Annotated in this window: 23 protein-coding genes; 9 read left to right on the top strand and 14 right to left on the bottom strand. The window is 64.1% G+C overall.

Annotated elements, in window-relative coordinates; genetic code table 11:
- Positions 1–91 precede the first annotated feature (91 nt).
- From bamA to pyrH, 7 genes are all read right to left on the bottom strand, one after another.
- Positions 92–2,392 (bottom strand): outer membrane protein assembly factor BamA, encoded by a 2,301-nt coding sequence (gene bamA, locus JHX87_RS16785; RefSeq protein ID WP_271883645.1) that lies wholly within the window; start codon positions 2,390–2,392, stop codon positions 92–94.
- 102 nt (positions 2,393–2,494) lie between these two features.
- Positions 2,495–3,826 (bottom strand): RIP metalloprotease RseP, encoded by a 1,332-nt coding sequence (rseP, locus tag JHX87_RS16780; protein WP_271883646.1) that lies wholly within the window; start codon positions 3,824–3,826, stop codon positions 2,495–2,497.
- Positions 3,823–4,980 carry a 1-deoxy-D-xylulose-5-phosphate reductoisomerase gene (dxr, locus tag JHX87_RS16775; protein WP_271883647.1) on the bottom strand — a complete coding sequence of 386 codons (1,158 nt, stop codon included), beginning with the start codon at positions 4,978–4,980 and terminating at the stop codon, positions 3,823–3,825. Before dxr ends, rseP begins: the two co-directional genes overlap by 4 nt.
- A gap of 3 nt (positions 4,981–4,983) precedes the next feature.
- Positions 4,984–5,817 (bottom strand): phosphatidate cytidylyltransferase, encoded by an 834-nt coding sequence (locus JHX87_RS16770; RefSeq protein ID WP_271883648.1) that lies wholly within the window; start codon positions 5,815–5,817, stop codon positions 4,984–4,986.
- The gene (uppS, locus tag JHX87_RS16765; RefSeq protein ID WP_271883649.1) at positions 5,814–6,548 is read right to left on the bottom strand and encodes a polyprenyl diphosphate synthase; all 735 of its coding nucleotides are present in this window, start codon (positions 6,546–6,548) and stop codon (positions 5,814–5,816) included. The genes JHX87_RS16770 and uppS overlap by 4 nt, the downstream gene beginning before the upstream one ends.
- 7 nt (positions 6,549–6,555) lie before the next feature.
- Positions 6,556–7,119 (bottom strand): ribosome recycling factor, encoded by a 564-nt coding sequence (gene frr, locus JHX87_RS16760; RefSeq protein ID WP_271883650.1) that lies wholly within the window; start codon positions 7,117–7,119, stop codon positions 6,556–6,558.
- A 157-nt stretch (positions 7,120–7,276) separates the two neighbouring features.
- Positions 7,277–8,011, bottom strand: coding sequence for a UMP kinase (gene pyrH / locus JHX87_RS16755; RefSeq protein WP_271883651.1), 735 nt, complete (start codon positions 8,009–8,011; stop codon positions 7,277–7,279).
- 93 nt (positions 8,012–8,104) lie between these two features.
- Between pyrH and miaA the strand changes: the two genes are divergently transcribed.
- Positions 8,105–9,001, top strand: coding sequence for a tRNA (adenosine(37)-N6)-dimethylallyltransferase MiaA (gene miaA / locus JHX87_RS16750; protein WP_271883653.1), 897 nt, complete (start codon positions 8,105–8,107; stop codon positions 8,999–9,001).
- Between the two features lie 83 nt (positions 9,002–9,084).
- Positions 9,085–10,137 (top strand): helix-turn-helix domain-containing protein, encoded by a 1,053-nt coding sequence (locus JHX87_RS16745; protein WP_271883655.1) that lies wholly within the window; start codon positions 9,085–9,087, stop codon positions 10,135–10,137.
- 3 nt (positions 10,138–10,140) lie between these two features.
- Here JHX87_RS16745 and JHX87_RS16740 read toward each other — a convergent pair whose 3' ends face one another.
- Positions 10,141–10,896, bottom strand: coding sequence for an RlmE family RNA methyltransferase (locus JHX87_RS16740; RefSeq protein ID WP_271883656.1), 756 nt, complete (start codon positions 10,894–10,896; stop codon positions 10,141–10,143).
- Positions 10,896–12,017: a Ppx/GppA phosphatase family protein gene (locus tag JHX87_RS16735; protein ID WP_271883658.1), complete on the bottom strand. Its 1,122-nt coding sequence runs from the start codon at positions 12,015–12,017 to the stop codon at positions 10,896–10,898. Before JHX87_RS16735 ends, JHX87_RS16740 begins: the two co-directional genes overlap by 1 nt.
- A 174-nt stretch (positions 12,018–12,191) precedes the next feature.
- Here JHX87_RS16735 and JHX87_RS16730 point away from each other — a divergent pair, with 174 nt between their 5' ends.
- The 5 genes from JHX87_RS16730 (at position 12,192) to gndA (ending at position 16,355) form a co-directional block, all read left to right on the top strand.
- Entirely contained in the window at positions 12,192–12,743 is a 552-nt protein-coding gene (locus JHX87_RS16730) for a biotin transporter BioY (RefSeq protein ID WP_271883660.1), read from the top strand.
- An 85-nt stretch (positions 12,744–12,828) separates the two neighbouring features.
- Positions 12,829–13,509: an MOSC domain-containing protein gene (locus tag JHX87_RS16725; RefSeq protein WP_271883884.1), complete on the top strand. Its 681-nt coding sequence runs from the start codon at positions 12,829–12,831 to the stop codon at positions 13,507–13,509.
- Positions 13,506–14,354, top strand: a complete 849-nt coding sequence (pdxY, locus tag JHX87_RS16720; protein ID WP_271883661.1) for a pyridoxal kinase — start codon at positions 13,506–13,508, stop codon at positions 14,352–14,354. Before JHX87_RS16725 ends, pdxY begins: the two co-directional genes overlap by 4 nt.
- A 66-nt stretch (positions 14,355–14,420) precedes the next feature.
- Complete coding sequence (locus tag JHX87_RS16715) at positions 14,421–14,885, top strand: PaaI family thioesterase (RefSeq protein WP_271883663.1); 465 nt, start codon at positions 14,421–14,423, stop codon at positions 14,883–14,885.
- 57 nt (positions 14,886–14,942) lie between these two features.
- Positions 14,943–16,355 carry an NADP-dependent phosphogluconate dehydrogenase gene (gndA, locus tag JHX87_RS16710; RefSeq protein WP_271883665.1) on the top strand — a complete coding sequence of 471 codons (1,413 nt, stop codon included), beginning with the start codon at positions 14,943–14,945 and terminating at the stop codon, positions 16,353–16,355.
- A gap of 343 nt (positions 16,356–16,698) precedes the next feature.
- On the opposite strand, the gene arsH is transcribed toward gndA, so the two are convergent.
- From arsH to JHX87_RS16685, 5 genes are all read right to left on the bottom strand, one after another.
- Entirely contained in the window at positions 16,699–17,391 is a 693-nt protein-coding gene (gene arsH, locus JHX87_RS16705) for an arsenical resistance protein ArsH (RefSeq protein WP_271883666.1), read from the bottom strand.
- A complete protein-coding gene (locus JHX87_RS16700; protein WP_271883667.1) occupies positions 17,366–18,247 on the bottom strand; it encodes an isocitrate lyase/PEP mutase family protein in 882 nt (293 codons plus the stop codon). The genes arsH and JHX87_RS16700 overlap by 26 nt, the downstream gene beginning before the upstream one ends.
- 43 nt (positions 18,248–18,290) lie before the next feature.
- Positions 18,291–19,253 (bottom strand): 2-hydroxyacid dehydrogenase, encoded by a 963-nt coding sequence (locus JHX87_RS16695; RefSeq protein ID WP_271883669.1) that lies wholly within the window; start codon positions 19,251–19,253, stop codon positions 18,291–18,293.
- A 100-nt stretch (positions 19,254–19,353) separates the two neighbouring features.
- Entirely contained in the window at positions 19,354–20,355 is a 1,002-nt protein-coding gene (locus JHX87_RS16690) for a Gfo/Idh/MocA family protein (RefSeq protein WP_271883671.1), read from the bottom strand.
- Positions 20,352–21,572, bottom strand: coding sequence for an AGE family epimerase/isomerase (locus JHX87_RS16685; RefSeq protein WP_271883673.1), 1,221 nt, complete (start codon positions 21,570–21,572; stop codon positions 20,352–20,354). Before JHX87_RS16685 ends, JHX87_RS16690 begins: the two co-directional genes overlap by 4 nt.
- A 185-nt stretch (positions 21,573–21,757) precedes the next feature.
- On the opposite strand from JHX87_RS16685, the gene JHX87_RS16680 reads away from it, so the two are divergent.
- Positions 21,758–23,167, top strand: a complete 1,410-nt coding sequence (locus JHX87_RS16680) for a hypothetical protein (RefSeq protein ID WP_271883675.1) — start codon at positions 21,758–21,760, stop codon at positions 23,165–23,167.
- A 7-nt stretch (positions 23,168–23,174) separates the two neighbouring features.
- Positions 23,175–23,561 carry a VOC family protein gene (locus JHX87_RS16675; protein ID WP_271883676.1) on the top strand — a complete coding sequence of 129 codons (387 nt, stop codon included), beginning with the start codon at positions 23,175–23,177 and terminating at the stop codon, positions 23,559–23,561.
- The last annotated feature ends 52 nt before the right edge of the window (positions 23,562–23,613 follow it).

Here is a 23,613-nt window from a genome sequence, read left to right as displayed (position 1 = left end):
GGGCCATCGCTATTCTGCGCCGAAACGGCAACGGCGCCGCCTGCCACAGCAAGCAGCGCCGCAAGGGCCCGACAGAGGCGCCCGACCCGCATCAGAACTGGGTCGAGATGGTCAGGTCGAAGTTCTGTTCGTCATCGTAATCTTCCTTGGCCACCGCTTTCGAGAAGTTGAAGCGCAGCGGACCAATCGGAGTCGTCCAGAAGATCGACGCACCAACGGCCGCGCGCACATACATGTCGTCATCGACACGCACGCCATTGGTGCCGACCGTATTATCCAGCCCCCAGATCGAGCCGACATCGGCAAAAAGACCGCCGGTGATGCCATATTCCTCGGGCAGGCCGATGGGGAATTGCGCCTCGGCGCGGGCGGCCCAATAGTAATTGCCGCCAAGGGCGTCTTCATTCTCGGCCGCAAGATCGCGCGGGCCGATGCCGTTTGCCTCGAAGCCGCGAACACGGGTGCCCGCGCGGAAACGGTCCAGGATCCAGGGCGAATAATCTTTATATCCGTGGATCGCCCCCAGCTCCAATTCGCCGCGGAAGGTGACCTCTTCGCGCCAGGCATTGCTTTCGATCCCTGCCGAGGCGGTGGTGGTGATGGTCTTCACATCGCCGCCGACACCCGCGAAATCCTGACCGAAGGACAGTTTGTAATTGGTGACCGGGTCCAGACCCAGACGGCGGCTGTCCCAGCTATAGGAATAGCCGATGGCCGAGGTCGTGCGCTGCCCCTCTTCGTTCTGCAGGATGATCGAGCTGCTGTCGGGCACGCTGTCCAGCGTTTCCTTTTTCAACTGATAGCGCAGCTGCAACCGGCCATTTTCCGAAACCGGAAATTCGACCGAGGTATTCACCCCGACCGAGCGGGTATTATAATCCGAGTTCAGGCTTTCGGTGACGTTATAGAAGGCACCGGCAGAAAAGCGCAGATCGCGGCCAAGGAAATAAGGCTCGACAAAGCGGATCGAGGATTGCTGATCGCCATCGGCCGTGGACAGGGTCAGACCGACGATCTGACCGCGCCCCAGAAAGTTGCTTTCATTCAGCGAGACATTGAAGCCGACGCCCTGCGCCTTGCCATAAGAGGCGCCGAAGGACAGCGAACCCGTCGGCTGTTCCTCGACGTTCACATCGACGACCACCTGCTCGGGGCTGCTGCCCTGGCGGCTGTCGACCTGCGCGTCCGAGAAATAGCCAAGCGCCCGGATCCTTTCCGCCGCATTGCGGATTTCGCGCGGGTTGAAGGGGTCGCCTTCCACCGTGGTGAACTGGCGACGGATCACCTGGTCCTGGGTGGTGGTATTGCCCTCGATATCGATCCGTTCGACGAAAACGCGCGGGCCGCGGGTCAGCGCGAAGGTCAGATCCAGCGTCTGGTTCTGCGGATTGCGGGAAATGCGCGGCTCGATATTGACAAAGTTCAGACCCTGCTGAATGGCCACGGTTTCCATCCGGCGGATGGTATTGTCGATGGCTGCGGGGTTATAGACATCGCCGCGATCGACGCGGTTCTGCGCGGCAAAGGCAGACGCATCCACGCCCGGAATCTCGGAGACGGTATCGACGCGGCCAAAGCGATAGCGCGGGCCTTCCTGAATGTTGAAGGTCACGTAGAACGCGTCGCGTTCGCGCGTCAGTTCCGGCGCCACGGCCTGAACCTTGAAATCGGCGTAACCGCGCGAGCGATAGAAATCGGTCAGCAATTGCTGATCGACGGGGATCCGTTCGGGCGCGAAGGTATCGGCGCGGATCAGGCGGCGCAGAATACCCGCCTGCTTGGTTTCCAGCACGTTGCGCAGGCGGCGGTCGCTGAAGGCGCGGTTGCCGGTAAAGCCGATACGCTCGATCTCGGTCAGGTCGCCTTCGCGGATTTCGAAGACGACATCGACGCGGTTATCGCTGCGGCGGATGATCTTGGGGTCGACGCGGGCGGCAAGACGCCCCTCGGTGGCATAGGCCTGCGAGATATTCTGCGCATCCGCCAGCGCCTGCGAGGGCTGATAGACGCGGCGGGATTGCGAACGGACGATCTCGGCCAGCTGCTCATCATCGATGCGGCGATTGCCCTCGAAGCTGATCTGGTTGATGGTCGGATATTCGCGCACCCGGATGACCAGAACATTGCCGCGCGGCTCGACCTCGACGGTTTCGAACAGGCCCGCATTCTGCAACCGCTGCAGCGCGGAATTCAGCTCTCCTGCCGATACGTTCTGCCCGCGCGCGATATTGGCGTAGGACAGGATCGTGGCCGGTTCGATCCGCTGCGCGCCCTCGATCTGCACATCGTTGAAGACATAGGCCGAAGCGGCTGACGGGATCAGCGCTGCCGGCGCGGTAATCGTCAATGCCGTGACCAGCGCCACTGCGCCCTTGCCCAGTTTCCGTGTCATTGCCGCCCCTCTTTTTCAGTTTGCAGCGGTGCACTGACGGCACCTTGAATTGCCTTCAGCTTGTGCCCCAAACGGCTGGCCCTGTCAAAAGCGCATCGCGCCTTATGGGCAGAAAATATCGTTCGTGAGGCCGAAAATCATCAGCGACAGCACCGCCGCCATGCCAATCGCGGTCAGCAGATTCAGCACCCGGTCCGAAGGCGGATGCCCGGTGATGGCTTCCCACGTGTAAAACATCAGATGCCCGCCATCCAGAACCGGGATCGGCAGCAGGTTCAGAAAACCGATGGCTGCCGACAGCACCGCGATCCACCACAGGAAATTCGCGCCGCCCGCACTGGCCGCCTGTCCGGTGCTTTCCGCGATCGAGATCGCCCCGCCCAGATTGCAGCTGCCGATCTGGCCGGTGATCATCGCCCACATGCCCGAAAGCGACGATGTGATGATCTCCCATGTCTGCCGGACGCCCAGCCACAAGGCCTCGACCGGGCCTGCGCGGCGCATCTCGGGCGCGAAATAGCTGGAGCCGCCGGTGACGCCGATCAGCCAGCGCTGCTCATAGCCGCCATCGGCAGCGGGCAGGTCCTGCATTTTCGGGGCCAGCGTGTAATCCGCCCGCCCCTCGCCCGGGCGCCAGACGTTCAGGACGATGGCCTGCCCCTGTGCCGCTTCGACCGCATCGCGCATCTGGGTAAAGCGGGTGACTGGCTGACCTTCGATGGACATGACCACATCCCCGGCCCGAAGCCCGGCATCCGCAGCCGCGCTGCGCGGTGCGACACCGCTGATCCGCGCAGGCATCGGATCGGGACCGGGCACGACGATTTCGGCGCCATTGCGGATCACGGTCCAGTCCTGTTGCGGCGCGACGGGCAAAACCTGCGCGGCGGCGCCGATATCGGACCAGTTTTCCACCGGCTGGTCACCGATCGCGATCACCCGGTCGCCGGTCCGCAAATCATTCACGATGGCGGGCGGCGCCTCGTCGATCTGGCCGACCACCACATCGGATGACGGCAAGCCCTGAACCAGCGCGAAGCCGCCAAAGATCAGGATCGACAGGATGAAGTTGAACACCGGCCCCGCCAGCAGCGTGGCAAAGCGCGCCCAAAGCGGCGCGCCGTTCAGCGTCTGGCGACGCAGGGCCGGATCGACCGCGCGCCCGGTTCCCGCGCTGGCCGCATTGCTGTCGCCCAGAAACTTGACATAGCCGCCCAGAGGGATGGCCGCGACCTGCCACAGCGTGCCGCGCCGGTCCCGCCGCGAAAACAGGCGCGGCCCGAAGCCGATGGAAAAGACCAGCGCCCGGATACCCGACAGGCGGCCGATGATGTAATGGCCGTATTCATGCACCGTCACGATCACTGCCAGCGCAACGATAAATGCCGCCAGGGTCCAGATGGTGCCGCCGAATTGCGGGATCAGTTCGCTCATGCGGCGGCCTCCTGTCTGGCTGCTTGGTCCCATTCCAGGACGGTCTGTAGATCGTCGGGATCAGCCGCGAAGCCTGCCTGTGCGGACAGCGCCGACAGGGTATTTTCGACGCGCGGAGACATCTCGGTAAAGGCGATGCGCCCGGCGATGAAATCATCCAGCGCCTGTTCCTTGGCAGCATTGAAGACCGCGCCCGCCATGCCACCCGCCTGCATCACCTCGCGCGCAAGGCGCAGGGCGGGCCAGCGGATCTCATCGGGTTCGCGAAAGGTCAGCCGACCAAGCGCCGCCAGATCCAGATCCGCGACCGGCAGCGCACCGCGCTGCGGCCAATGCAGTGCGTAACCTATGGCGTGGCGCATGTCCGGCGCGCCCAGATGGGCGATGGTGCCGCCGTCAATATGGCTGACCATGGCATGAATGATGGATTCGGGATGCACGACAACGCGGATCTGATCGGGGCGCAGGCCGAAAAACTCTTTCGCCTCGATCACTTCCATCGCCTTGTTGAACATTGAGGCGCTGTCGATGGTGATCCGCTGACCCATGGCCCAGTTGGGATGGGTCGAGGCCTCGGCCACCGTCGCAGCTGCCAGCCGCTCCAGCGGCCAGTCGCGGAATGCGCCGCCCGAGGCGGTGATCGTCACCGTCTTGACGCTGTCGAGGCTATCATTGCCAAGTGCCTGAAATACGGCGGAATGTTCTGAATCGACGGGCAGGATCCTGGTCCCGGCCGCATCCGCCGCACGACGCAGCAAGGGACCGGCACAGACCAGCGATTCCTTGTTCGCCAAAGCCAGAATGCTGCCCCCTTGCAGGGCGGTCAGACCCGGTGCAAGCCCGGCTGATCCGACAATCGCAGACAGCACCCAATCGGCGGGACGCTGGGCCGCCGCTATCAGCGCCTCGGGCCCGGCTGCGGCCTCTGTCCCGCTGCCTGCCAGCGCGGCGCGCAGATCGTCCAGCAGGTCAGGATAGGCCGTGACCGCGATTTCTGCCTGCAAATCGCGCGCCATCTCGGCCAGCCGCGCAATATTGCGGCCCCCGGTCAGCGCAACCACCCGATAGGCGCCGCTGCCCTGTTCCCGCCGGATCAGATCAACACAGTTGGCACCGACCGAACCGGTCGCGCCGAAAATGGATATACGTCGCATGGGTCAGCTCACTACGGGCAGTTTGGCCACAAGTCCAATCACCATCGTGGCAAGCACCGCGCCCGTCACTGCGTCGAAACGATCCATGAACCCGCCATGACCGGGGATCAGGTTCGAACTGTCCTTGACCCCGGCCCGCCGCTTCAGCCAGCTTTCCGCGATATCGCCCAGCTGCCCCGCGAAACAGACCAGTGGCGACACCCAGACCAGCGCCACATCGCCATGTCCGGTCATATAGAGGATCCAGCCGAAGATCGCCGATCCGATCCAGCCCGCCACCGTGCCGGACCAGGTCTTTTTCGGGCTGACCGCAGGCCAGAATTTCGGCCCGCCAAAGATGCGCCCGGCGAAATAGCCCAGCGTGTCCGAGATAATGACGATCCCCATCAGCCACAGCACGAAGGGCAGGCCGTATTCCTCTCGGAAGCCGACAAGACCATAGGCGACCAGCATGATCGCCGCGCCAAACAGCGCGTAGGTCCAGCGGTCGCGTGGCGTTGCGCCGGGCAACCCGGCGATGATCGGCAGCAGCAGGATCAGGATGCTGCCCGGGAAATCGAACAGCAGCGCGGCGGCTTGTGACAGCCCCGCGATCAGCGCCAGCGCGATGGCGCGCCAGCGACCGAAGGGACCGGGGCTCAGCGTTGGGTTGGCCCAGCCGGTCATGGCGGCCAGTTCCCAGAAGGTGATCGCAGAAATCAGCGCCATGCCCAGCCGCAGCCAGATCCCGCTAGCCGTTGCCAGCATGACCCCGATCGCAATCAGCACCACCGTGGACGCGATACGCCGGGACAGATCGCCCCATTTCCCCGCAGCTTTTTCGCCGCCGCCGGTCATACGCCCCCGAAGCGGCGATCACGCAGGCCAAAACGGTCCAGGATCTGCGCCAGATGGTCGGGCGTGAAATCCGGCCACAGCGTCGGGGTGAATTCATATTCGGCATAGGCCGCCTGCCAGGGCAGGAAATTCGAGGTCCGCGTCTCGCCCGAGGTGCGGATCACAAGATCCGGGTCGGGCTGACCGGCCGTGTCCAGACAGGCGGCCAGATCGGCCTCGGTCGGGTCGGTCACTTCGCCGCTGGCGATCTTCTTGGCCAGCCGGGCGGTGGCACGGGTAATTTCGTCCCGGCCGCCGTAATTGATCGCCACGGTCAGGTTCAGCCGGGTATTCCCCGCCGTCCGCGCCTCGATAGAGCCCATTAGCGCCTGCAGCTTGGCGTCCAGCCTTTCACGGCCACCGATGAACCGCATGCGCACGCCCTCGGCGGCCATGCCCTGTGCTTCATACTGGATATAGCGGCGGAAGATCTTCATCAGACCAAGGACTTCCTCGGTCGAGCGTTTCCAGTTCTCGGTCGAGAAGGCATAGACGGTCAGCCAGTTGACGCCAAGATCGGGGCAGGCCCGCACGATCTGCTTGACGCGTTCGGCACCCCGACGATGGCCGACCAAGCGCGGCCAGCCGCGTTCCGTCGCCCAACGTCCGTTTCCGTCCATGATGATCGCCACATGGCGAGGCCGCTGTTCGGACCCACCGGATGCCAGTACCTGTGCGGTTTCAGCGGCCATTCTACCCTCAGACCTGCATGATCTCGGCCTGCTTGGCCTCTAGAACCTGATCGACATTCCCGATCATCTTGTCGGTCAGTTCCTGAACCGCGGTTTCCCAGAATTTCTGATCGTCCTCGGGCATGCCATTGGCCTTGCCCTTCTTGATCTGATCCATCCCGTCGCGGCGCACATTGCGGATCGCCACGCGGGCGCTTTCGGCATATTGGGCGGCGACCTTGGTCAGTTCCTTGCGGCGCTCTTCGTTCAGCTCGGGGATCGGCAGCATGATGATGGTGCCGTTCAGCTGCGGGTTGATGCCCAGACCGCTTTCGCGGATGGCCTTCTCGACCTTGCCGACCATCGCCTTGTCCCAGACATTGATGGTGACCATGCGCGGCTCGGGCACGTTCACGGTGCCGACCTGATTGATCGGGGTCATCTGGCCATAAGCCTCGACCTGCACCGGTTCGACCATCGAGGCCGAGGCCCGACCCGTGCGGAGAGAGCCGAATTCATGGCGCAGATTTTCCATCGCGCCTTTCATCCGCCGCTCAAGATCGTCGATGTCGATTTCGATATCCTCTGCCATTGGGGCTGCCTCTGATCTGCTTTTGAATGCTTGTAACCGGATTGCATATGCATGGCAAAGGCTTTGCCCGCAACCGATGCAATCAGATCAGCGTCAAATTGCCTGACCGGGCGCGCCTGACCGCGGGATCATCCCGGGCAGGCGCGGCCCGCCAGCGTCAGTTATGAACGCGGGTATAGGTGCCGCGCCCTTCCAGAATTGTGCGGAACCCGCCCGGCTCATCCAGCGAGAAGACGATGATCGGCAGCTTGTTGTCCCGCGCCAGCGCAATGGCCGAGGCATCCATCACCCCCAGATGCTTTTGCAGCACCTCATCATAGCTGACATCGCCATAGCGTTTGGCATCGGGGAATTTCTTGGGATCCTTGTCATAGACGCCATCGACCTTGGTGCCCTTGAAGATCGCCTCGCAATTCATCTCATTGGCGCGCAGGGTGGCGGCGGTATCGGTGGTGAAATAGGGATTGCCGGTGCCTGCGGCGAAAATCACGATCCGCTTCTTTTCCAGATGGCGGATGGCGCGGCGGCGGATATAGGGCTCGCAGACCTCATCCATGCGGATGGCGCTGATCACCCGGCAATGATGGCCAAGGGCCTCGATCGCGGATTGCATGGCCAGCGCATTCATCACCGTGGCCAGCATGCCCATGTAATCGGCCGTCGTGCGCTCCATCCCCTGAGCGCTGCCCTGAAGCCCGCGGAAAATATTGCCGCCGCCGATGACCATGCAGACCTCGACCCCCATCTTGGCGACCGAATCAACCTCATTGGCGATGCGGGCCACGGTGGGCGGATGCAGGCCGAAACCCTGATCGCCCATTAGCGCCTCACCCGAGATTTTCAGCATTACGCGGCCATATTGCGTGGGCGCGTCGCCCTTGTCGTCGGTCATCTCATGTCCTTCCTTGCCAAGGGCGTCACTTTCATCGCCGCGCAAAATGTCGCAAAACCCCCCTGTGATCAACCTTTGGTAAAGGTCTTATCAGTGTTCCGACCGGATCAGATCGACGCATCGCGCCACCTGCTGATCGCAGGGCCGACCGCCAGCGGCAAATCGGCGCTGGCGCTGGCCGTGGCGCAGGCGCAGGGCGGGCTGATCGTGAATGCGGATGCGCTGCAGATCTGGTCCTGCTGGCGGGTGCTGACGGCGCGGCCTTCGGCGCATGACGAGGCTGCGGCCCCGCATGCGCTTTACGGGCACGTCACCCCGGACCGCAGCTATTCCGTCGGCGACTGGCTGAAGGATGTCGGCGCGCTGATGGGCCAGCGCCTGATTATCGTTGGCGGGACAGGGCTTTATCTGACGGCACTGACCCGGGGGCTGGCCTATGTGCCGCCCGTTCCGGCCGGGATCCGGGCCGAGGGCGATGCGCTGTTGCGCCGCGATGACGGGCTGGCGCTGATGATCGCCGATCTGGATCCGCTGACCGGCGGGCGGATCGACCTGCGGAACCCGGCCCGAGTCCAGCGCGCGTGGGAGGTGCTGCGCGCCACTGGCAGGGGGCTGGCCGAATGGCAGGCCGACACGCCCCCGCCTCTGATCGGACCGGACGAAAGCCAGCGCATCCTGATCACCACGGATCGCGATTGGCTGGCCGACCGCATCGCGCGGCGCTTTCATCTGATGATGGAACAGGGCGCCCTGGACGAGGCGCGCGCCATGCTGCCGCATTGGGATCCGGCCAGCCAATGGGCGCGGGCCATCGGTGCGCCGGACCTTGTCGCCCATCTGCGCGGCGAAACCGATCTGGCCCATGCGACCGAACGCGCCATCATCGCCACCCGCCAATATGCCAAGTCTCAGCGGATCTGGTTTCGCGGCCGGATGAAAGATTGGCAGCCCTGGCCCGTGGGGCAAGAGGCAGCAAACGCCAATAAATAAAGCGTTAAACAAGCAATCTGTTGAATAGCTTACCCATATCGGCAATAATTCGCCTATATGTTTCGCTGTCAAAGGCCTGATTCGTGTCGCTGCATGAACGCCCTGAATGGAACACCAGTTTTCCGTTTTCGCCCAGCCGATTACGGAGCGGCCAGCGTTTCGCCCCGAATATCGGCGGGCTGAGCGATCCGGATTGTGGCCGGATCAATGCCCAGGACATCCCCGAAGGACGCGCGCAGGAGGACCCGGATCAGGGCCCGGCCGCGCTTCTTCCGACGCCGGCCAATATCCGTTCGGTCGAGAAACTGACCCTGAACCCCGCTGTCCGCGCGGGACGTCCGGCCGCGCATCAGTCAGGGCTGCGCCTGTTGCCGATGGAGGCATTTGTCTGGGGCAGCCGCTCTTTGCCGCCGCAGCCGCGTACGCGGCCCGATCACACGCTGATCTGGGTCACAGATGGCCGGATGCAGGTCGACTTTCCGCGCAGACATCACGTCATGCGGCTGGGCGATCTGCGGCTGATCCCGGCGGGCACCGCATTCGCCGCCCTGCCCGGCACCGATGCGCGCGGCCATGTGGCGCTGATCCCCGCCCATCTGGCGCGTCTGGCCTGCCCGCCTTTTCCCGACAAGGCGCTGGCCGCCCATATCGGGCAGCATGGGCCGCAACTGCTGGCCACGCTGCACGATCTGGCGGCCGAGGCGCGCGCGCCGGAATCGGACACCATCACCTGCCTGATGAATCTGCTGTCCCTGCGGCTGGGCCAGTTGGATCCGCAGCGCCGGATCCGACAGACGCGGATCGCGCAACAGCCCGACCGACCGCTGGTCGAGCGGTTTTTGACGCTGGCGGCGCAATCCCTTGGGTCCTGCGATCTGGTGGCCGAGATGGCGCAGCAGCTGAACACCACGACTGCCGCGCTGGATCGGTCCTGCGTCGCGGCGCGCGGGCGGCGGGCGATTGAACTGGTGCACGAATTGCGGCTGGAACGCGCCGTGGACCTGCTGCGCAACAGCGACCAGCGGCCCGACCGGATCGCGTCAGAGCTTGGCTATACCAGCCACGCCCATTTCACCCGCGCCTTTGTCGCCGCAACGGGCCGCGTGCCCGAAGTGTTTCGCGCGCAATCGCGCTGAGGATCAGGCCTCCGGATCCTCTTCCGCCTCATCCCGACGACCGCGAAAGCCGGTTGCAACCACGAATTTCTCGGATGAATCGCTGCGGCTGGCCGGTGGTTTGACATTCGCCACTTTGTCGAAGTTCCGCTTGAGCATGGCCTGCATTTCAGTCTCGGCACCGCCGGCCAGAACCTTGGCGACAAAGGTGCCGCCCGGCTCAAGGATATCGAAAGCCAGCGCCGCCGCCGCCTCGACCAGCGCGACAATGCGCAGGTGGTCGGTGCCTTTGTGCCCGGAAGACGAGGCCGCCATATCCGACATGACAACATCGGCCGGACCGCCCAGCCATGCCTTGACCTGATCATCCGCGCCATCGGCCAGAAAATCCAGTTGGTGGATCTCGGCACCGGCAATCGGATCGACCTCTTGCAGGTCGATGCCCAGCACCTTGCCGACGGCCTTGCCGGATTTTTCGCCCAACGCATTGACGCGCCCGACCGCGACCTGACACCAGCCGCCCGGCGCGCAGCCCAGATCGACCACGCGCGCCCCGGGCACCAGAAAGCGATATTTGTCGTCCAATTCCAGTATCTTATAGGCTGCGCGCCCGCGAAAGCCCTCGCGCCGGGCGCGGGCGACATAGGGATCGTTCAACTGCCGCTCAAGCCACAGCTTGCTGGACAGCTTGCGGCCCTTGGCGGTCTTGACCCGCACTTTCAGATCGCGCTGCCCGCGTCCGCTGGATTTGCCCGCGCGGCTGCCCGGTCCCTTTGTCATCATGCCACTCCGTTCAATCCATCAGGCTTCAGCACTCCATCGCGCACCATCTGGGCGTAAAGCAACCCCTCTCGCAGGCCGCGATCCGCCACGGAAAGCTTGTCGGTCGGCCAGACCCGCATCAGGGTCTGCAGGATCGCCGCGCCCGACATGATCAGCGCGTGACGTTCGCGCCCGATGCGCGGATCCGCGCGCCGACCCTCTGGCCCAAGCTGCAGATAGGAATGGATCACCCGGTCGATCTGATCGCTGGTCATCTCCAGCCCGTCCACCTTGGTCCGGTCATAGCGACGCAGACCCAGAAAGCTGGCCGCCACCGTCGTGACGGTCCCCGATGTGCCGATGATCTGAAACCCTTCATCCGGCGAGCCCTGCTGATAGGGCGAAAAGCCCGACAGCATTTCCTCGAAATACCAGCTCATCAACGCGAAGCGGCCCTGATCGTCTTCGACATCGGCGAATTGATCGCGCAAGGTGGCCACGCCCAGGGGCACGCTGATCCAGTCCACCACCCGCGCCCCGCCCGGCACCGGATTGGAAAACCCATCCGACAGCCGCATGATCGCGCGGGGCCGTTCCTTGGGTTCGACATCCTCAAGATCGATCCAGACCAGCTCGGTCGAGCCGCCGCCGATATCGACCACCATCAGCGTTTCCGTCTTGTGGCTGACCAGCGGCGCGCAAGAGATCACGGCAAGCCGCGCCTCTTCCTCGGCGCCGATCACCTCGACCGGCAACCCGGTCTCGCGACGGATCGAGCGCAGGAAGTCGCGGCTGTTGCGGGCACGGCGGCAGGCCTCGGTTGCAACCAAACGCATATTGCGGACGTTATGCTGTTCCAGCTTGCGCCGACAGACCTGCAATGCGTGGACGGTACGCGCCATCGAGCTGCGGGACAGGCGCCCCGAAGCTTCCAGCCCCAGCCCCAGCTGCACGGGCTTGGAAAAGCTGTCGACAACCTGAAACTGACTGTCGCGCGGTCGCGCAATCAGCATCCGGCACGAATTTGTACCAAGGTCAAGGGCGGCATAAAGCTGCCCTTCCTCGGCCTGGCGGGTGGGTGACGGCTCTACCGTTTTTTTCGGGAACGCGTCCGCACCCGCAGGACGCTTGGGCGCCATGACACACGCCCTCCGATGACAAGTTAATCAAAAGGTAGCTTGCCACCTTCCTGCAATCAAGGGGCGCGGGGTGGGATTGATACCAGAATCTCGTCGCGTTAGTACAATGTGAAATAATCAGAGCAGCGACTGTTCCGGTCGTCGATTCGCGAAACAAGCAAAAGGGGTTTTCCAATGCAACTTGATACCCGTATCGCCAGCGGGGTCAGCCCTCGCAATATCGGACTGACACTGGGCGCGGTTGCGCTGCTGACGCTTGCGGCCAAGACGCAGGTGCCCTTCTGGCCGGTGCCGATGACCCTGCAATCGCTGGCCGTTCTGGTGCTGGCGGTCGTGATGGGGCCGCGGTTGGCGCTGGCTGCGATCCTGACCTACATGGCCGCGGGCGCCGCGGGTCTGCCGGTCTTTGCGGGCACTCCGGCCATGGGTATTGGCCTGGCCTATATGGCGGGTCCGACCGGCGGCTTTCTGGTCGGCTTTGTGCTGGCAACCATCGTGACCGGGGTTCTGGGTCAGGGTCGCGGCATGATCGGACGCGCGCTGGCCATGATCGCGGGCACGGCGCTGATCTATGCGGCAGGTCTGGCCTGGCTGGCGAATTTCGTGCCCTCCAGCGACCTGCTGGCCGTCGGCCTGATGCCCTTCGTGCCGGGCGATATCGTGAAGATCGCCCTTGGGGTCATGCTGGTCGAAGGCGTGAACCGCCTGCGCAGCACGCGCGGCTGATCCTGGCCGACAGAACGCGATTGCAGCGCGGGCCCCGTGGCCCGCGCTTTTTTCATGTCCCACAGTCATGCAGCGGCGGGATCGGATCATGCGCCTGACAATTCTGACCGGTAGTGTCGCCCCCTTGGCCGACACCGGAAAGCCAAGCGGCATCGCGAAAACCCCGGTGACGGGCCCCGTCTGGCTGGGACCAGAGGGGCTAGCAGGTGATGAGCAGGCTGACCGCCGGGTGCATGGCGGCATCGAAAAGGCGGTGCATCATTATCCGTTCGATCACTATGCCGACTGGCGCGCCGAATTGGGACCGTTACCGATCCTGACCCGAACCGGCGCCTTTGGCGAGAATGTCTCGACCCGTGGCATGACCGAGGAAAATGTCGCCGTCGGCGATATCTTCCAGCTGGGCACAGCGCTGGTGCAGGTCTCGCAGGGCCGTCAGCCCTGCTGGAAGCTGAACCACCGGTTCGGCATCCCCGACATGGCGCGGCGGGTGCAGCAAACCGGGCGCACGGGATGGTATTACAGGGTGCTGGAGGAAGGCATGGTCGGCCCGGATGCCGAACTGACCCAGATCGACCGTCTGGCCCCCGACTGGACGTTGCGGCGGCTTTGGCATGTCATGTATATCGACCGCCTGAACCTTGATCTTTTGCAGGAAATCGCGGCACTTGATGTTCTGGCCGACGGCTGGCGGCGCTATGCGCGACGTCGGCTTGAAAGCGGCAAGGTCGAGGATTGGCGCCCAAGGTTGGAGGGATCACCGTGAACGAGACTGCAAAGGCCCCGCTGGTCATCTCGATCCAAAGTCAGGTGGTGCATGGCCATGTCGGCAATTCGGCGGCCCTGTTCCCGATGCAGGCCGCCGGGCTGGAGGTTGCGGCCATTCCCACGGTGATCTTTTCCAATACGCCCGATTACCCGACCCTGCGCGGCGCGCCGGTGCCCGCCGATCTGTTTGCCGATCTGCTGCTTGGCGCGGAAGAGCGCGACCTGCCGCAGCGGGCAGGCTGGATCATGTCGGGCTATATCGGCTCGGTCGAGGTGGCAGAACTGACGGCCGATTTCGTCGCGCGGGCCAAGGCGGCCAATCCCCATCTGCGATACCTGTGCGATCCGGTGCTGGGCGATCATGACCCCGGGCTTTACGTCCCGACCGAACTGGCGCGGATGATGCGTGACCGGCTGCTGCCGCTGGCGGATCTGGCGACCCCGAATTCCTTCGAACTGGCCTATCTGACCGGACAGCCCATCGCGACCCTGTCCGATCTGCGCGCCGCCGCATCCGATCTGCGCCTGTCGGACAAGGCCGATCTGATCGCGACCGGATGCGTGCTGGACGATACGCCGCAGGATCAGCTTGAAAGCGTCATCCTGGGGGCGGATGGCGTCCAGCGCCTTGCCACGCCGCTGATTCCGGTGGCGCTGCCCGGAACCGGCGATCTCTTTTGCGGATTGGTCATGGCAGGCATTGCCAAGGGCCGCTCTCTGACCCGGGCCGTCGCCTCGGCGCAGCGGCTGACCGGCATGGCGCTGGCCCATGCCGCCCGCGTCGGCGCGCGCGAGATCGTTCTGTACGAACCGGTTTTCCGTCAGGAATTATTGCAACTGTAAGCCGCCTGCCCCTTTCCAATCCGGCGCTGCAATGCACTATGTCACGCAAAGCGCAGGAGAAACCGCATGACACGTCACGACCCGCTTGATCCCGCAGTCGAACAGCGGCTTCGCAGCAGCTTTGCATTGCAGGGTCTGATGAACCATCTGGGTGCCGAGATCGCCGAGATCGCCGCCGGGCAGGTGATCCTGCGTCTGCCCTTTCGCCCCGAGGTGACGCAGCATCACGGCTATTTCCACGCCGGCGCCACCAGTGCGGTTGCCGATACGGCGGGCGGCTTTGCGGCCTATACGCTGTTCGCGGATGAATCTTCGGTGCTGACCGTGGAATTCAAGCTGAACCTTCTCAACCCCGGACAGGGTGACTATCTGGAAGCTGTCGGTCGCGTCGTGAAACCGGGGCGCACCCTGACGGTCTGTCAGCTGGATGTCTGGGGCGTCTCCGCAGATCGGCGTGTTCATGTCGCCACGGGGGTGCAAACGCTAATCCGCGCCAAGCCACATGGACAGGGCGCTGCCGCAGCGTCGTGACAGCCACAAGTCGTTAGCGTAAACATCGCATAACAGAATTTTCAGGAGAATCGCGATATGGCAGAGGAAATTGCACAGGCAGATATCGGCCTGATCGGGCTGGGCACGATGGGTGCGGCTCTGGCGCTGAATATCGCGGAAAAGGGTTTTCCCATTGCCGTCTGGAACCGCACCACCGAGGTCACGCATCGTTTCAAGGACGAGGCGGGCGATCTGGCCCCCCGCATCATTCCGACGGAAAGCCTGCAAGACCTCGTCGCCGCGATCAAGACGCCCCGCACCATCATTCTGATGGTGCCCGCAGGCGCGCCCGTCGATCAGCAGCTAGAGGCGCTGAGCCCGCTTCTGGACAAGGACGATCTGGTCATTGATGCAGGCAATGCCGATTTTCACGACACCAATCGCCGCAGCGATGGCCGCCTGCCGTTTCATTTTCTGGGCATGGGCGTGTCGGGCGGCGAAGATGGCGCACGGCACGGGCCGTCAATCATGGGCGGCGGCACTCAGGCCGATTGGGACCGCGTTGCGCCGATCCTGACCGCGATTGCCGCCAAGGCCGAGGATGGCGACCCCTGTGCCGCACGGATGGGCGATGCGGGGGCCGGCCATTTCGTGAAGATGGTCCATAACGGCATCGAATATGCCGATATGCAGATGATCGCCGAGGTTTACGGCCTGATGCGTGACGGGATGGAGATGGACGCCGCCGCGATCTCGGCGATTTTCGAGGGGTGGAACGACGGTCCCCTGCAATCCTACCTGATCGAGATTTCGGCCAAGGTCACAGCGGCCAGTGACCCCCATAGCGACAAGCCGATGGTGGATGTGATCCTGGATCAGGCCGGACAGAAGGGCACCGGACGCTGGACCGCGATCGAGGCGCAGCATCTGGCCGCGCCGATCCCGGTGATCGAATCTGCCGTGATGGCGCGCAATGTCTCGGCCCTGCTGGACCAGCGCAAGGCGGGTCAGGATCGCTTTGGCATTGCGCCGAAACAGCACGAATTCTCGCCCGAAACGCTGGAACAGGCGCTGATCGCAGGCAAGATCCTGTGCTATGCGCAGGGCTTTGCCATGATCGCCGCCGCGTCCGAGAAATTCGGCTGGACGCTGGATCTGCCGGGCATCGCGCGGGTCTGGCGCGCCGGCTGTATCATCCGCTCAGCGATGCTGAACGATATGGCCGAGGCGCTGGAGGAAAACCCCTCGCGCAATCTGGTCATGGCGCCCTTCTTTGCCGATCTGATCGAGAAGGCGCTGCCCGCGCTGCGTCAGGTCGTGTCAGAGGGGATCGCGTCAGGCCACGCCCTGCCCGCACTGGCATCCGGGCTGATGTGGTTCGACATGATGCGCACCGCGCGCGGCACGGCGAACATGATCCAGGCACAGCGCGACTTTTTCGGCGCACATGGCTTCAAGCGAACAGACGGGCTGGACGACCCCCACGGCCCCTGGGGCGAAGACAGCTAAGCCACTGATCTGAACTCCCGCGGCTTGCGTCGAAGTGGCGGCTAAAGCGTTTCCGGATTATAGTTCTGGGGCTTCTAAAGCCTTCTTCAATCTAATGCTGATACAGCCACCCGAGTGCCAATGACATAACTGATGAAGGGATCCATCTTTCTGAACAGGGGGGCATAAATCGTCAATGAAGGCCCCCTCGCGATTCAAGATCAACCCGAAACGCTTTAGTCAGATTGTAGAGGCTTTCCTATAGGCCAGACCCAACAGTTATCACGACACGGACCTTACGTGAATTGACTGATCAGCCAGATTGCCCGTGGATCGCTCGTCCTGCGCCCGATCTCGCAGGCGATCACGTCGCGGCGCTTTGGTTCACGCGGCGGGACAGTTCCGCCGCACTTTCCTTGCGCTCGCTGTAGCGGTCGGTCAGATAGCCCGAAATGTCGCGCGTCAGCAGCGTGAATTTCACCAGTTCTTCCATGACATCGACGATGCGATCATAGAAGGGCGAGGGGCGCATCCGGCCCTGATCATTGAATTCCTGCCACGCCTTCGGGACCGAGGACTGGTTCGGGATCGTGATCATTCGCATCCATCGACCCAGAACCCGCATCTGGTTGACAGAATTGAAGCTTTGCGACCCGCCCGAGACCTGCATCACCGCCAGCGTCTTGCCCTGCGTGGGGCGAACAGCGCCTTCGGACAGAGGAATCCAGTCAATCTGCGCCTTCATGATCCCTGTCATCGCGCCGTGGCGTTCGGGGCTGGACCAGACCTGCCCCTCTGACCAGCGGCACAGATCGCGCAATTCGCGCACCTTTGGGTGATCGGTACCGGCATCATCGGGCAAGGGCAGCCCCGAGGGGTTGAAGATCCGCGTCTCGCAGCCGAAATGCCGCAACAGGCGGGCGGCCTCTTCGGCGGCAAAGCGGCTGAAAGAGCGTTCGCGCAGCGATCCGTACAGCAACAGGATGCGCGGCGGAGGACCGTCGATCTGCGGGCGCCGGACAAGGTCGGGGTCAAGATTGGGAAGATCCGGGATCATCGGGGCGGTCCTTGTTCTGCATCGGCGCGTCAGGCGGTTTGGGCGCCATCATCCCCTCGATCACCGGCGTGGGCAAGGCATGCTGCGCGTAATCGAAACTGCCATGCAGGGCGATCTCTTCCGCGGCGCGCATCAGGGCGCCAAGCGCCGCACGGGCAAGCGATCCGCCGGTGCTGATCCGGCGCACGCCCGCCTTTGCCAGTTGCGCGACCGTGTGATGCGGAGGGACAAGCCCGGCGACGACATTGACCGGCTTGTCGACCTCGGCGCAGACGGTGCGGATCGCCTGCAGATCAGGCAGGCCCGGCGCGTAAAGGACATGCGCCCCGGCCTCGGAAAAGGCCTGCAGCCGCCGGATCGTATCCGTCAGGTCGGGACGGCCCCAGAGATAGTTTTCAGCCCGCGCGGTCAGCAGAAAGGGCAGGTCCGATGCAGCCTCGGCCGCCGCGCGAATACGTTCGACCGCCAGCGACGTCTCATAGATCGGGGCATCGGGATCGCCGGTCGCATCCTCGACCGAGCCGCCGACCAGCCCGACCGCGCAGGCCATGCGCAAGGTATCGGCGCAGATCCGGGGCGCGTCGCCAAAACCGTTTTCCAGATCCGCCGTAACCGGCAGATCCGTCGCGGCGACGATCTGGGCCGCGTTTCGCAGGATCTCGTCGCGGTCAAGCGCGGCGCGCGAATCCAGCTTGCCCCTGGAAAAGGCATAGCCCGCGCTGGTCGTCGCCAGCGTCGGAAAGCCCAGGCTGGCCAGCAGCCGCGCCGATCCCGCATCCCACGGATTGGGCGCAACAAAGACGCCCGACAGATGCAGCGCCCGGAAGCGTTCGAATTTCCTGATCTGATCGTCCATCACGCCCCCTCTGGAACATAGGATGAACATTCAGGCGCATCCGTCAAGTAAGTATGATCTTGTTCACCGGGGTCAGCAGCGGTTTTCCTGCGAAGAACGCGGCCAGATTGTCCAATGTCAGCTGCGCCATACGCGCGCGGGTCTCGACCGTGCCGCTGGCGTGATGCGGGTATAGCGTGACATTGGGCAGCGCCGTCAGGGCGGGATCCGGGGTCGGCTCGTTCAGGAAAACGTCCAGCCCCGCCGCGCCAAGCTGACCCTGTCGCAGCGCGGCAATCAGGGCGGCTTCATCCACCACGGTTCCGCGCGCGATATTGATCAGCGTGCCGTCCGGGCCAAGCGCGCGCAGCACGGGGGCAGAGATCAGCCCGGCCGTGTCCGCCCCACCCGGCGTGGCGATGAAGAGGATATCGGCCCAGCCCGCCAATGCCGCAAGATCGTCGAAAAAGCGGTAGTCCATACCGGCTTTCCGGCTGCGGCTGAAATAGCCGATCTCCAGCCCCATGGGCAGGCAACGCCGGGCGATGGCCTGCCCGATATGGCCCAGCCCGACGATCCCGGCCCGCTTGCCTGACGTGGCAGAGGTCAGCGGGAACATCCCGTCGCGCCCCCATGCGCCCGTGCGCACATAGGCATCGCCCGCAACCAGCCGACGCCGCGCCGCCAGCATCAGCATCAGCGCCGTATCGGCCACGTCGTCCAGCAGCGCGGCCGAGGTATTGGTCAGCGCGATCCCCCGCCGCGTCATCTCTGCCAGGTCGATCTGATCGTAACCGGCCGAGGAACAGGCGGCCAGCCGCAGCGCCGGCAGTTGGTCCAGCAGCTTCGCATCCACGGTGACATGACCGCTGACCACCATCGCGGTGCAGACCGGCCCGGCGCTTGCCAAGAGCGCGGGGCGATCAGATGGCGTGGCCAGATCCAGACGATGCAGGCGATAGCGGCGCGCCATGTCCTGCATCTGTTCGGGCGGCAGGGTATGGGCGACCAGAACGTCGGGCGTCATGCAGGATATCCTTTGCCGAAATCTGCCACGCACCTCTGCGCGGCACGTCCAACTTTGCCCATCGCTTTCCGGCACGCAAGCGGCGATGCCCGCCTGCGGCTCAGATCCCGCCGTAATCGACCGTGACGCGCTGCCCTGTCCGTCCGGCCTCAAGCATCGCCTGCGCCACCGCCAGCGAGCGCACGCCATCCGCGCCATCCGCCGCGGGACGCCCCTGCCCCGCCACCGCATCGCGAAACATGCCGATGCCATGGGCGTAGAGGTTCCGTTCGCCAAAGCTGACCTCTTCGACCTGCCCTCCGCGATGCAGGTCAACCGTACCACCGGGGCGCTGTGTCATCACATTACGCGCGATGATCGAGCCCTCTGTGCCATGTATTTCCAGCCCCGTCCCGGCATGGGGATGGGTAAAGCTGACATGGCAAAAGACCTGCACCCCCGAAGGCATCTGCCAGATCGACATGGCGTTATCCTCGACCCCCTTGCCCAGGGCACGGGCCGAGGTCATGGCGACCAGATCGACCGGGCTTTCGCCCAGAAGGAAGCGCACCACATCGGCGTCATGGGTGGCGATATCGGCGACCACGCCACCGCCGGCTGCGGGATTGTCGATCCGCCAGCCCTGCAATTCCGGCCGCAGATAGACGGCGTGGAAGACACGGATGCTTTGCACCTCTCCGATCCTGCCCGCGCGGATCAGATCGCGCATCGCCTGATGGCTGCCCGCATTGCGCAGATGGTGATTGGTGGCCAGCACCAGCCCCGCCTCTTGCGCCGCGCGGACCATCGTGACCGCATCCGCAACCGACATGGCGAGGGGCTTTTCGCACAGGACATGCTTGCCCGCCCGGATCGCCGCCATGGCCTGCGCGAAATGCCGGTCATTGGTGGTCGAGATATAGACCGCGTCCAGCGCCGGATCGGCCAGCATCTGATCCAGATCCGTGAAGGCATGGGCGATATCGTGGAGCGCGGCATAATCCCGCGCCCGCGCCGGATCGCTGCTGAGGACCGAGATCACCCGGTCGCCCGCGAAACTGCGCAAGGCGGCGATCATGCTGAAGGCCGCAATCTGGCTGGCCCCGATCAGCCCCCACCTCATCGGCCCGCCCCTTGCGCCAGATCCGCAGCCAGCGCATCAGACAGCCGAGAGACGGCGGGACTCAGCGGATAAAGCACCGCCTGAACCGCGTGATAGATATCGGGTTTGCCGGTGAACTGGGTGCCCTGCCGATCCGCGTCGGGATACCAGCCGCCGCGATCAAGGTCGATGAACTTCGCCTCGGCGCAGCGCAGATAGCGGGCATAGGCCGCGCCGTGATCCTCGCCCAGCTTCTGCAGGGTGGCAATGGCGGCAATCGCCTCGGCCACGGGCCACCAATAGCGGTTTTCGCGCAAGGGCCGACCCTCGGCATCGACGGTATAGAGCAGCCCGCCACCATCCGCATCGCACCAGCCATCGCGATCCGCCCGATCGCACAGCGCCCGCGCCCAGTCCCGTATCGCCGGATCGCGCCTGCCATCCAGATCCCAGGCCTGCAGGCACAGCCGCGCCCATTCGAACCAATGCCCCGGCGTCCGCCCCGCCGGGCGAAACATCGGATCGCCTTCGTAATCCGTATCCACCTGCCAGCTCAGGTCGTAATGCTCTGGCACCCGCCACTGATGCGAGAAGGCCATCTTGCCGATGAAAAAGCGGATCATGTCCAGCGCGCGATCCAGAAACAGCCGGTCCGCCGTCGCTTCATAGGCGACCAGAAATGCCTCGACGCTGTGCATATTCGCATTCATGCCGCGATAATCCGAGATTTCGGACCAGTCGCGGGCATATTCTTCCCGCATGCGGCGGTGATCTGCGTCCCAGAACCTGTCCTCGATCACCTGCCGGATATCGTCCAGCAAACGGTCCGCATCGGGATGCCCGATCAGCTTCGCGCTGGCGGCGGCCAGCAGGACAAAGGCATGGCCATAGGCCAGCTTGTCGCCCCGCACCACCTGACCCGAGGCATCGAAGGACCAGAGATAGCCGCCCTGCCCCGCGTCGCGATGGTGCCGCCACAGCGTCTGCATTCCGTGATCGACGACCCGGCCATCGCTGACCAGCCCGGCCGCATGGCCAAGCGCGAAGGCATGCACCATCCGCCCCGTGGCATGCAATTCGCGCGGCTGGCCCGGAAGGGATCGCCCGTCATCGTCCAGATAGTCGAACCCGCCCGAAGGGTTCAGCGAGGGCGCAAAGAAGGCGAATTGACGCCGCGCATCGGCAAGCATCCAGTCGCGATGCGCGGCGGTGTTCCAGCGAAAGCGATCCTCGGTCATTTCATGCCCCCGTCCTGTGATCGGATCGCTTATTTCGCCTTGGTTTCTGCGGGTCAAGCTGCGGCGGGTTGGCCCGCGTTCTGGCAGCACCCTTCTGCCAAAGCCTATTGCACATCGCCCGCAATCCGGGGTCATGTGGCCACAGGATGCGGCAAAGGCCGCCAAGAAAGCCCCGGGGGACAGGGATGATCAAGGGACATGAGCGTATCAACGCCGTGGCCGGGCTGCTGCTGGCGGTGGTCATGCTGGGGATGATCCTGTTCGAATACAGCGGCAGCCACGTCATTGCAGCGATCGCAGGCGGGCTTGCGGTGCTGGTGGTTCTGGCCTTCTGTCTCAGCGTGCCAGCCAAAGAGGTCACCTTCGTCGCCATCGGTCTGGTGCTGGTCATCTGGGCCATGGCAACCCATCAGGACTGGCCCGCAGGGCTGCTGAAAGCGGTCGAGACGGGCACCTTCGTCATCGCGCTTTACTGTGCGCTTTCGGCCCTGCGCAGCGCGGCCATCCGTTCGCCCGCGATTCTGGAATGCGGCCGGTTTCTGGCGCGGCAACCGCCCGGTCGGCGCTATCTGGCGCTGACGATTGGCGGGCATCTGTTCGGCCTGATCCTGATGTATGGCTCTATCGCGCTGCTGGGCTCATTGGCGGTTGAAAGCACCGCGTCAGAGCCCGATGCCCGGATCAGACGCCTGCGTCTGCGGCGGATGCTGGTCGCCATCCAGCGCGGTTTTGCCGCGACGCTGTGCTGGTCGCCACTGACCTTTTCGATGGTGATCACGCTGGCACTGGTGCCGGGGGCAAGCTGGGGGGCGGTGCTGCTGCCCTGTCTGGTCACCACGGCGCTGATGATCGCCGTCGGCTGGGCGATGGACACGATCTTCAAGCCGCGTCTGACGCAGACCCCGCCACCGCGTCCGCCCGAGAGCGGCAGTTGGCTGCGCTATCTGCGGCCGCTGATCCTGCTGCTGGCCATCGTCGCGGCGGGCACGCTGTTGCTGTATCTGCTGACAGGGGTCGAGGTGATCGGCGCCGTGATGACGCTTGTCCCGCTGATCGCCCTGATCTGGAGCTTTGCCCAGGCGGATCCGGCCCTTGGACCACGCCTGCCGCAGACCCGGCGGCGGGTCGCGGCCTTTCTGATGCAGGAATTGCCGACCTATCGCAGCCAGATCGTGCTGCTGTTCATGGCGGGCTTTATCGGCAGCCTTGGCGCCTTCGTTCTGGTGCCCGCGATCCAGCGGACAGGGCTGGACCTGACCGTGCTGCCACCGCAACTGATCGTGGTGGCCATGGTCTGGCTGGTGCCTCTGACCGGGCAGATCGGCATGAACCCGATCCTGGCCGTGTCGCTGCTGGTGCCGCTGCTACCGTCACCCGAGGTGCTGGGCATCCCCCCTGCGGCGATGGTCGTCGCGATCACCGGCGGCTGGGCCCTGTCGGGAACGACCTCGCCCTTTACCGCATCGGTTCTGCTGGTCGCCTCTTTCGGGAAGATTCCGCCCCGCGATGTCGGGCTGAAATGGAATCTGGCCTATGTGCTGGTAATGGGCGTTCTGATATCGCTTTGGGCGCTGCTGCTGACCGTCCTGCCATGAGGATATGATGATCGACCGGCTTGACCACCTTGTCCTTACGACCACGGATGAACGCGCCTGCATTGCCTTTTATGTCGATATTCTGGGCATGGCGCTTGAGACCTTCGGGGATGGCCGCAAGGCCCTGCGCTTTGGTCGGCAGAAGCTGAATATCCACGTGAAGGGGCAAGAGTTCGAGCCGAAAGCACATCTGCCCGTGCCCGGATCGCTGGATCTGTGCTTCATCGCGGATCGCCCGCTGGCGCAGGTCATCACCACGCTGAGGCGCAAGGGCGTCGCGATTATCGAAGGCCCGGTGGCACGCAGCGGCGCGACGGGTCCGATCACGTCGATCTATCTGCGCGACCCGGATCTCAACCTGATCGAGATCGCCGAATATCCGCCGCAATCATAACGTCATGGCATAGCTGATAGCATCATCATCTATTGGAATTATTCCTGCCAAG

The organism is Paracoccus fistulariae, assembly GCF_028553785.1.
Classification (GTDB): domain Bacteria; phylum Pseudomonadota; class Alphaproteobacteria; order Rhodobacterales; family Rhodobacteraceae; genus Paracoccus; species Paracoccus fistulariae.
The sequence above is the reverse complement of the archived record's forward strand: the minus strand, read 5'-3'. Positions and strand labels throughout refer to the sequence as shown.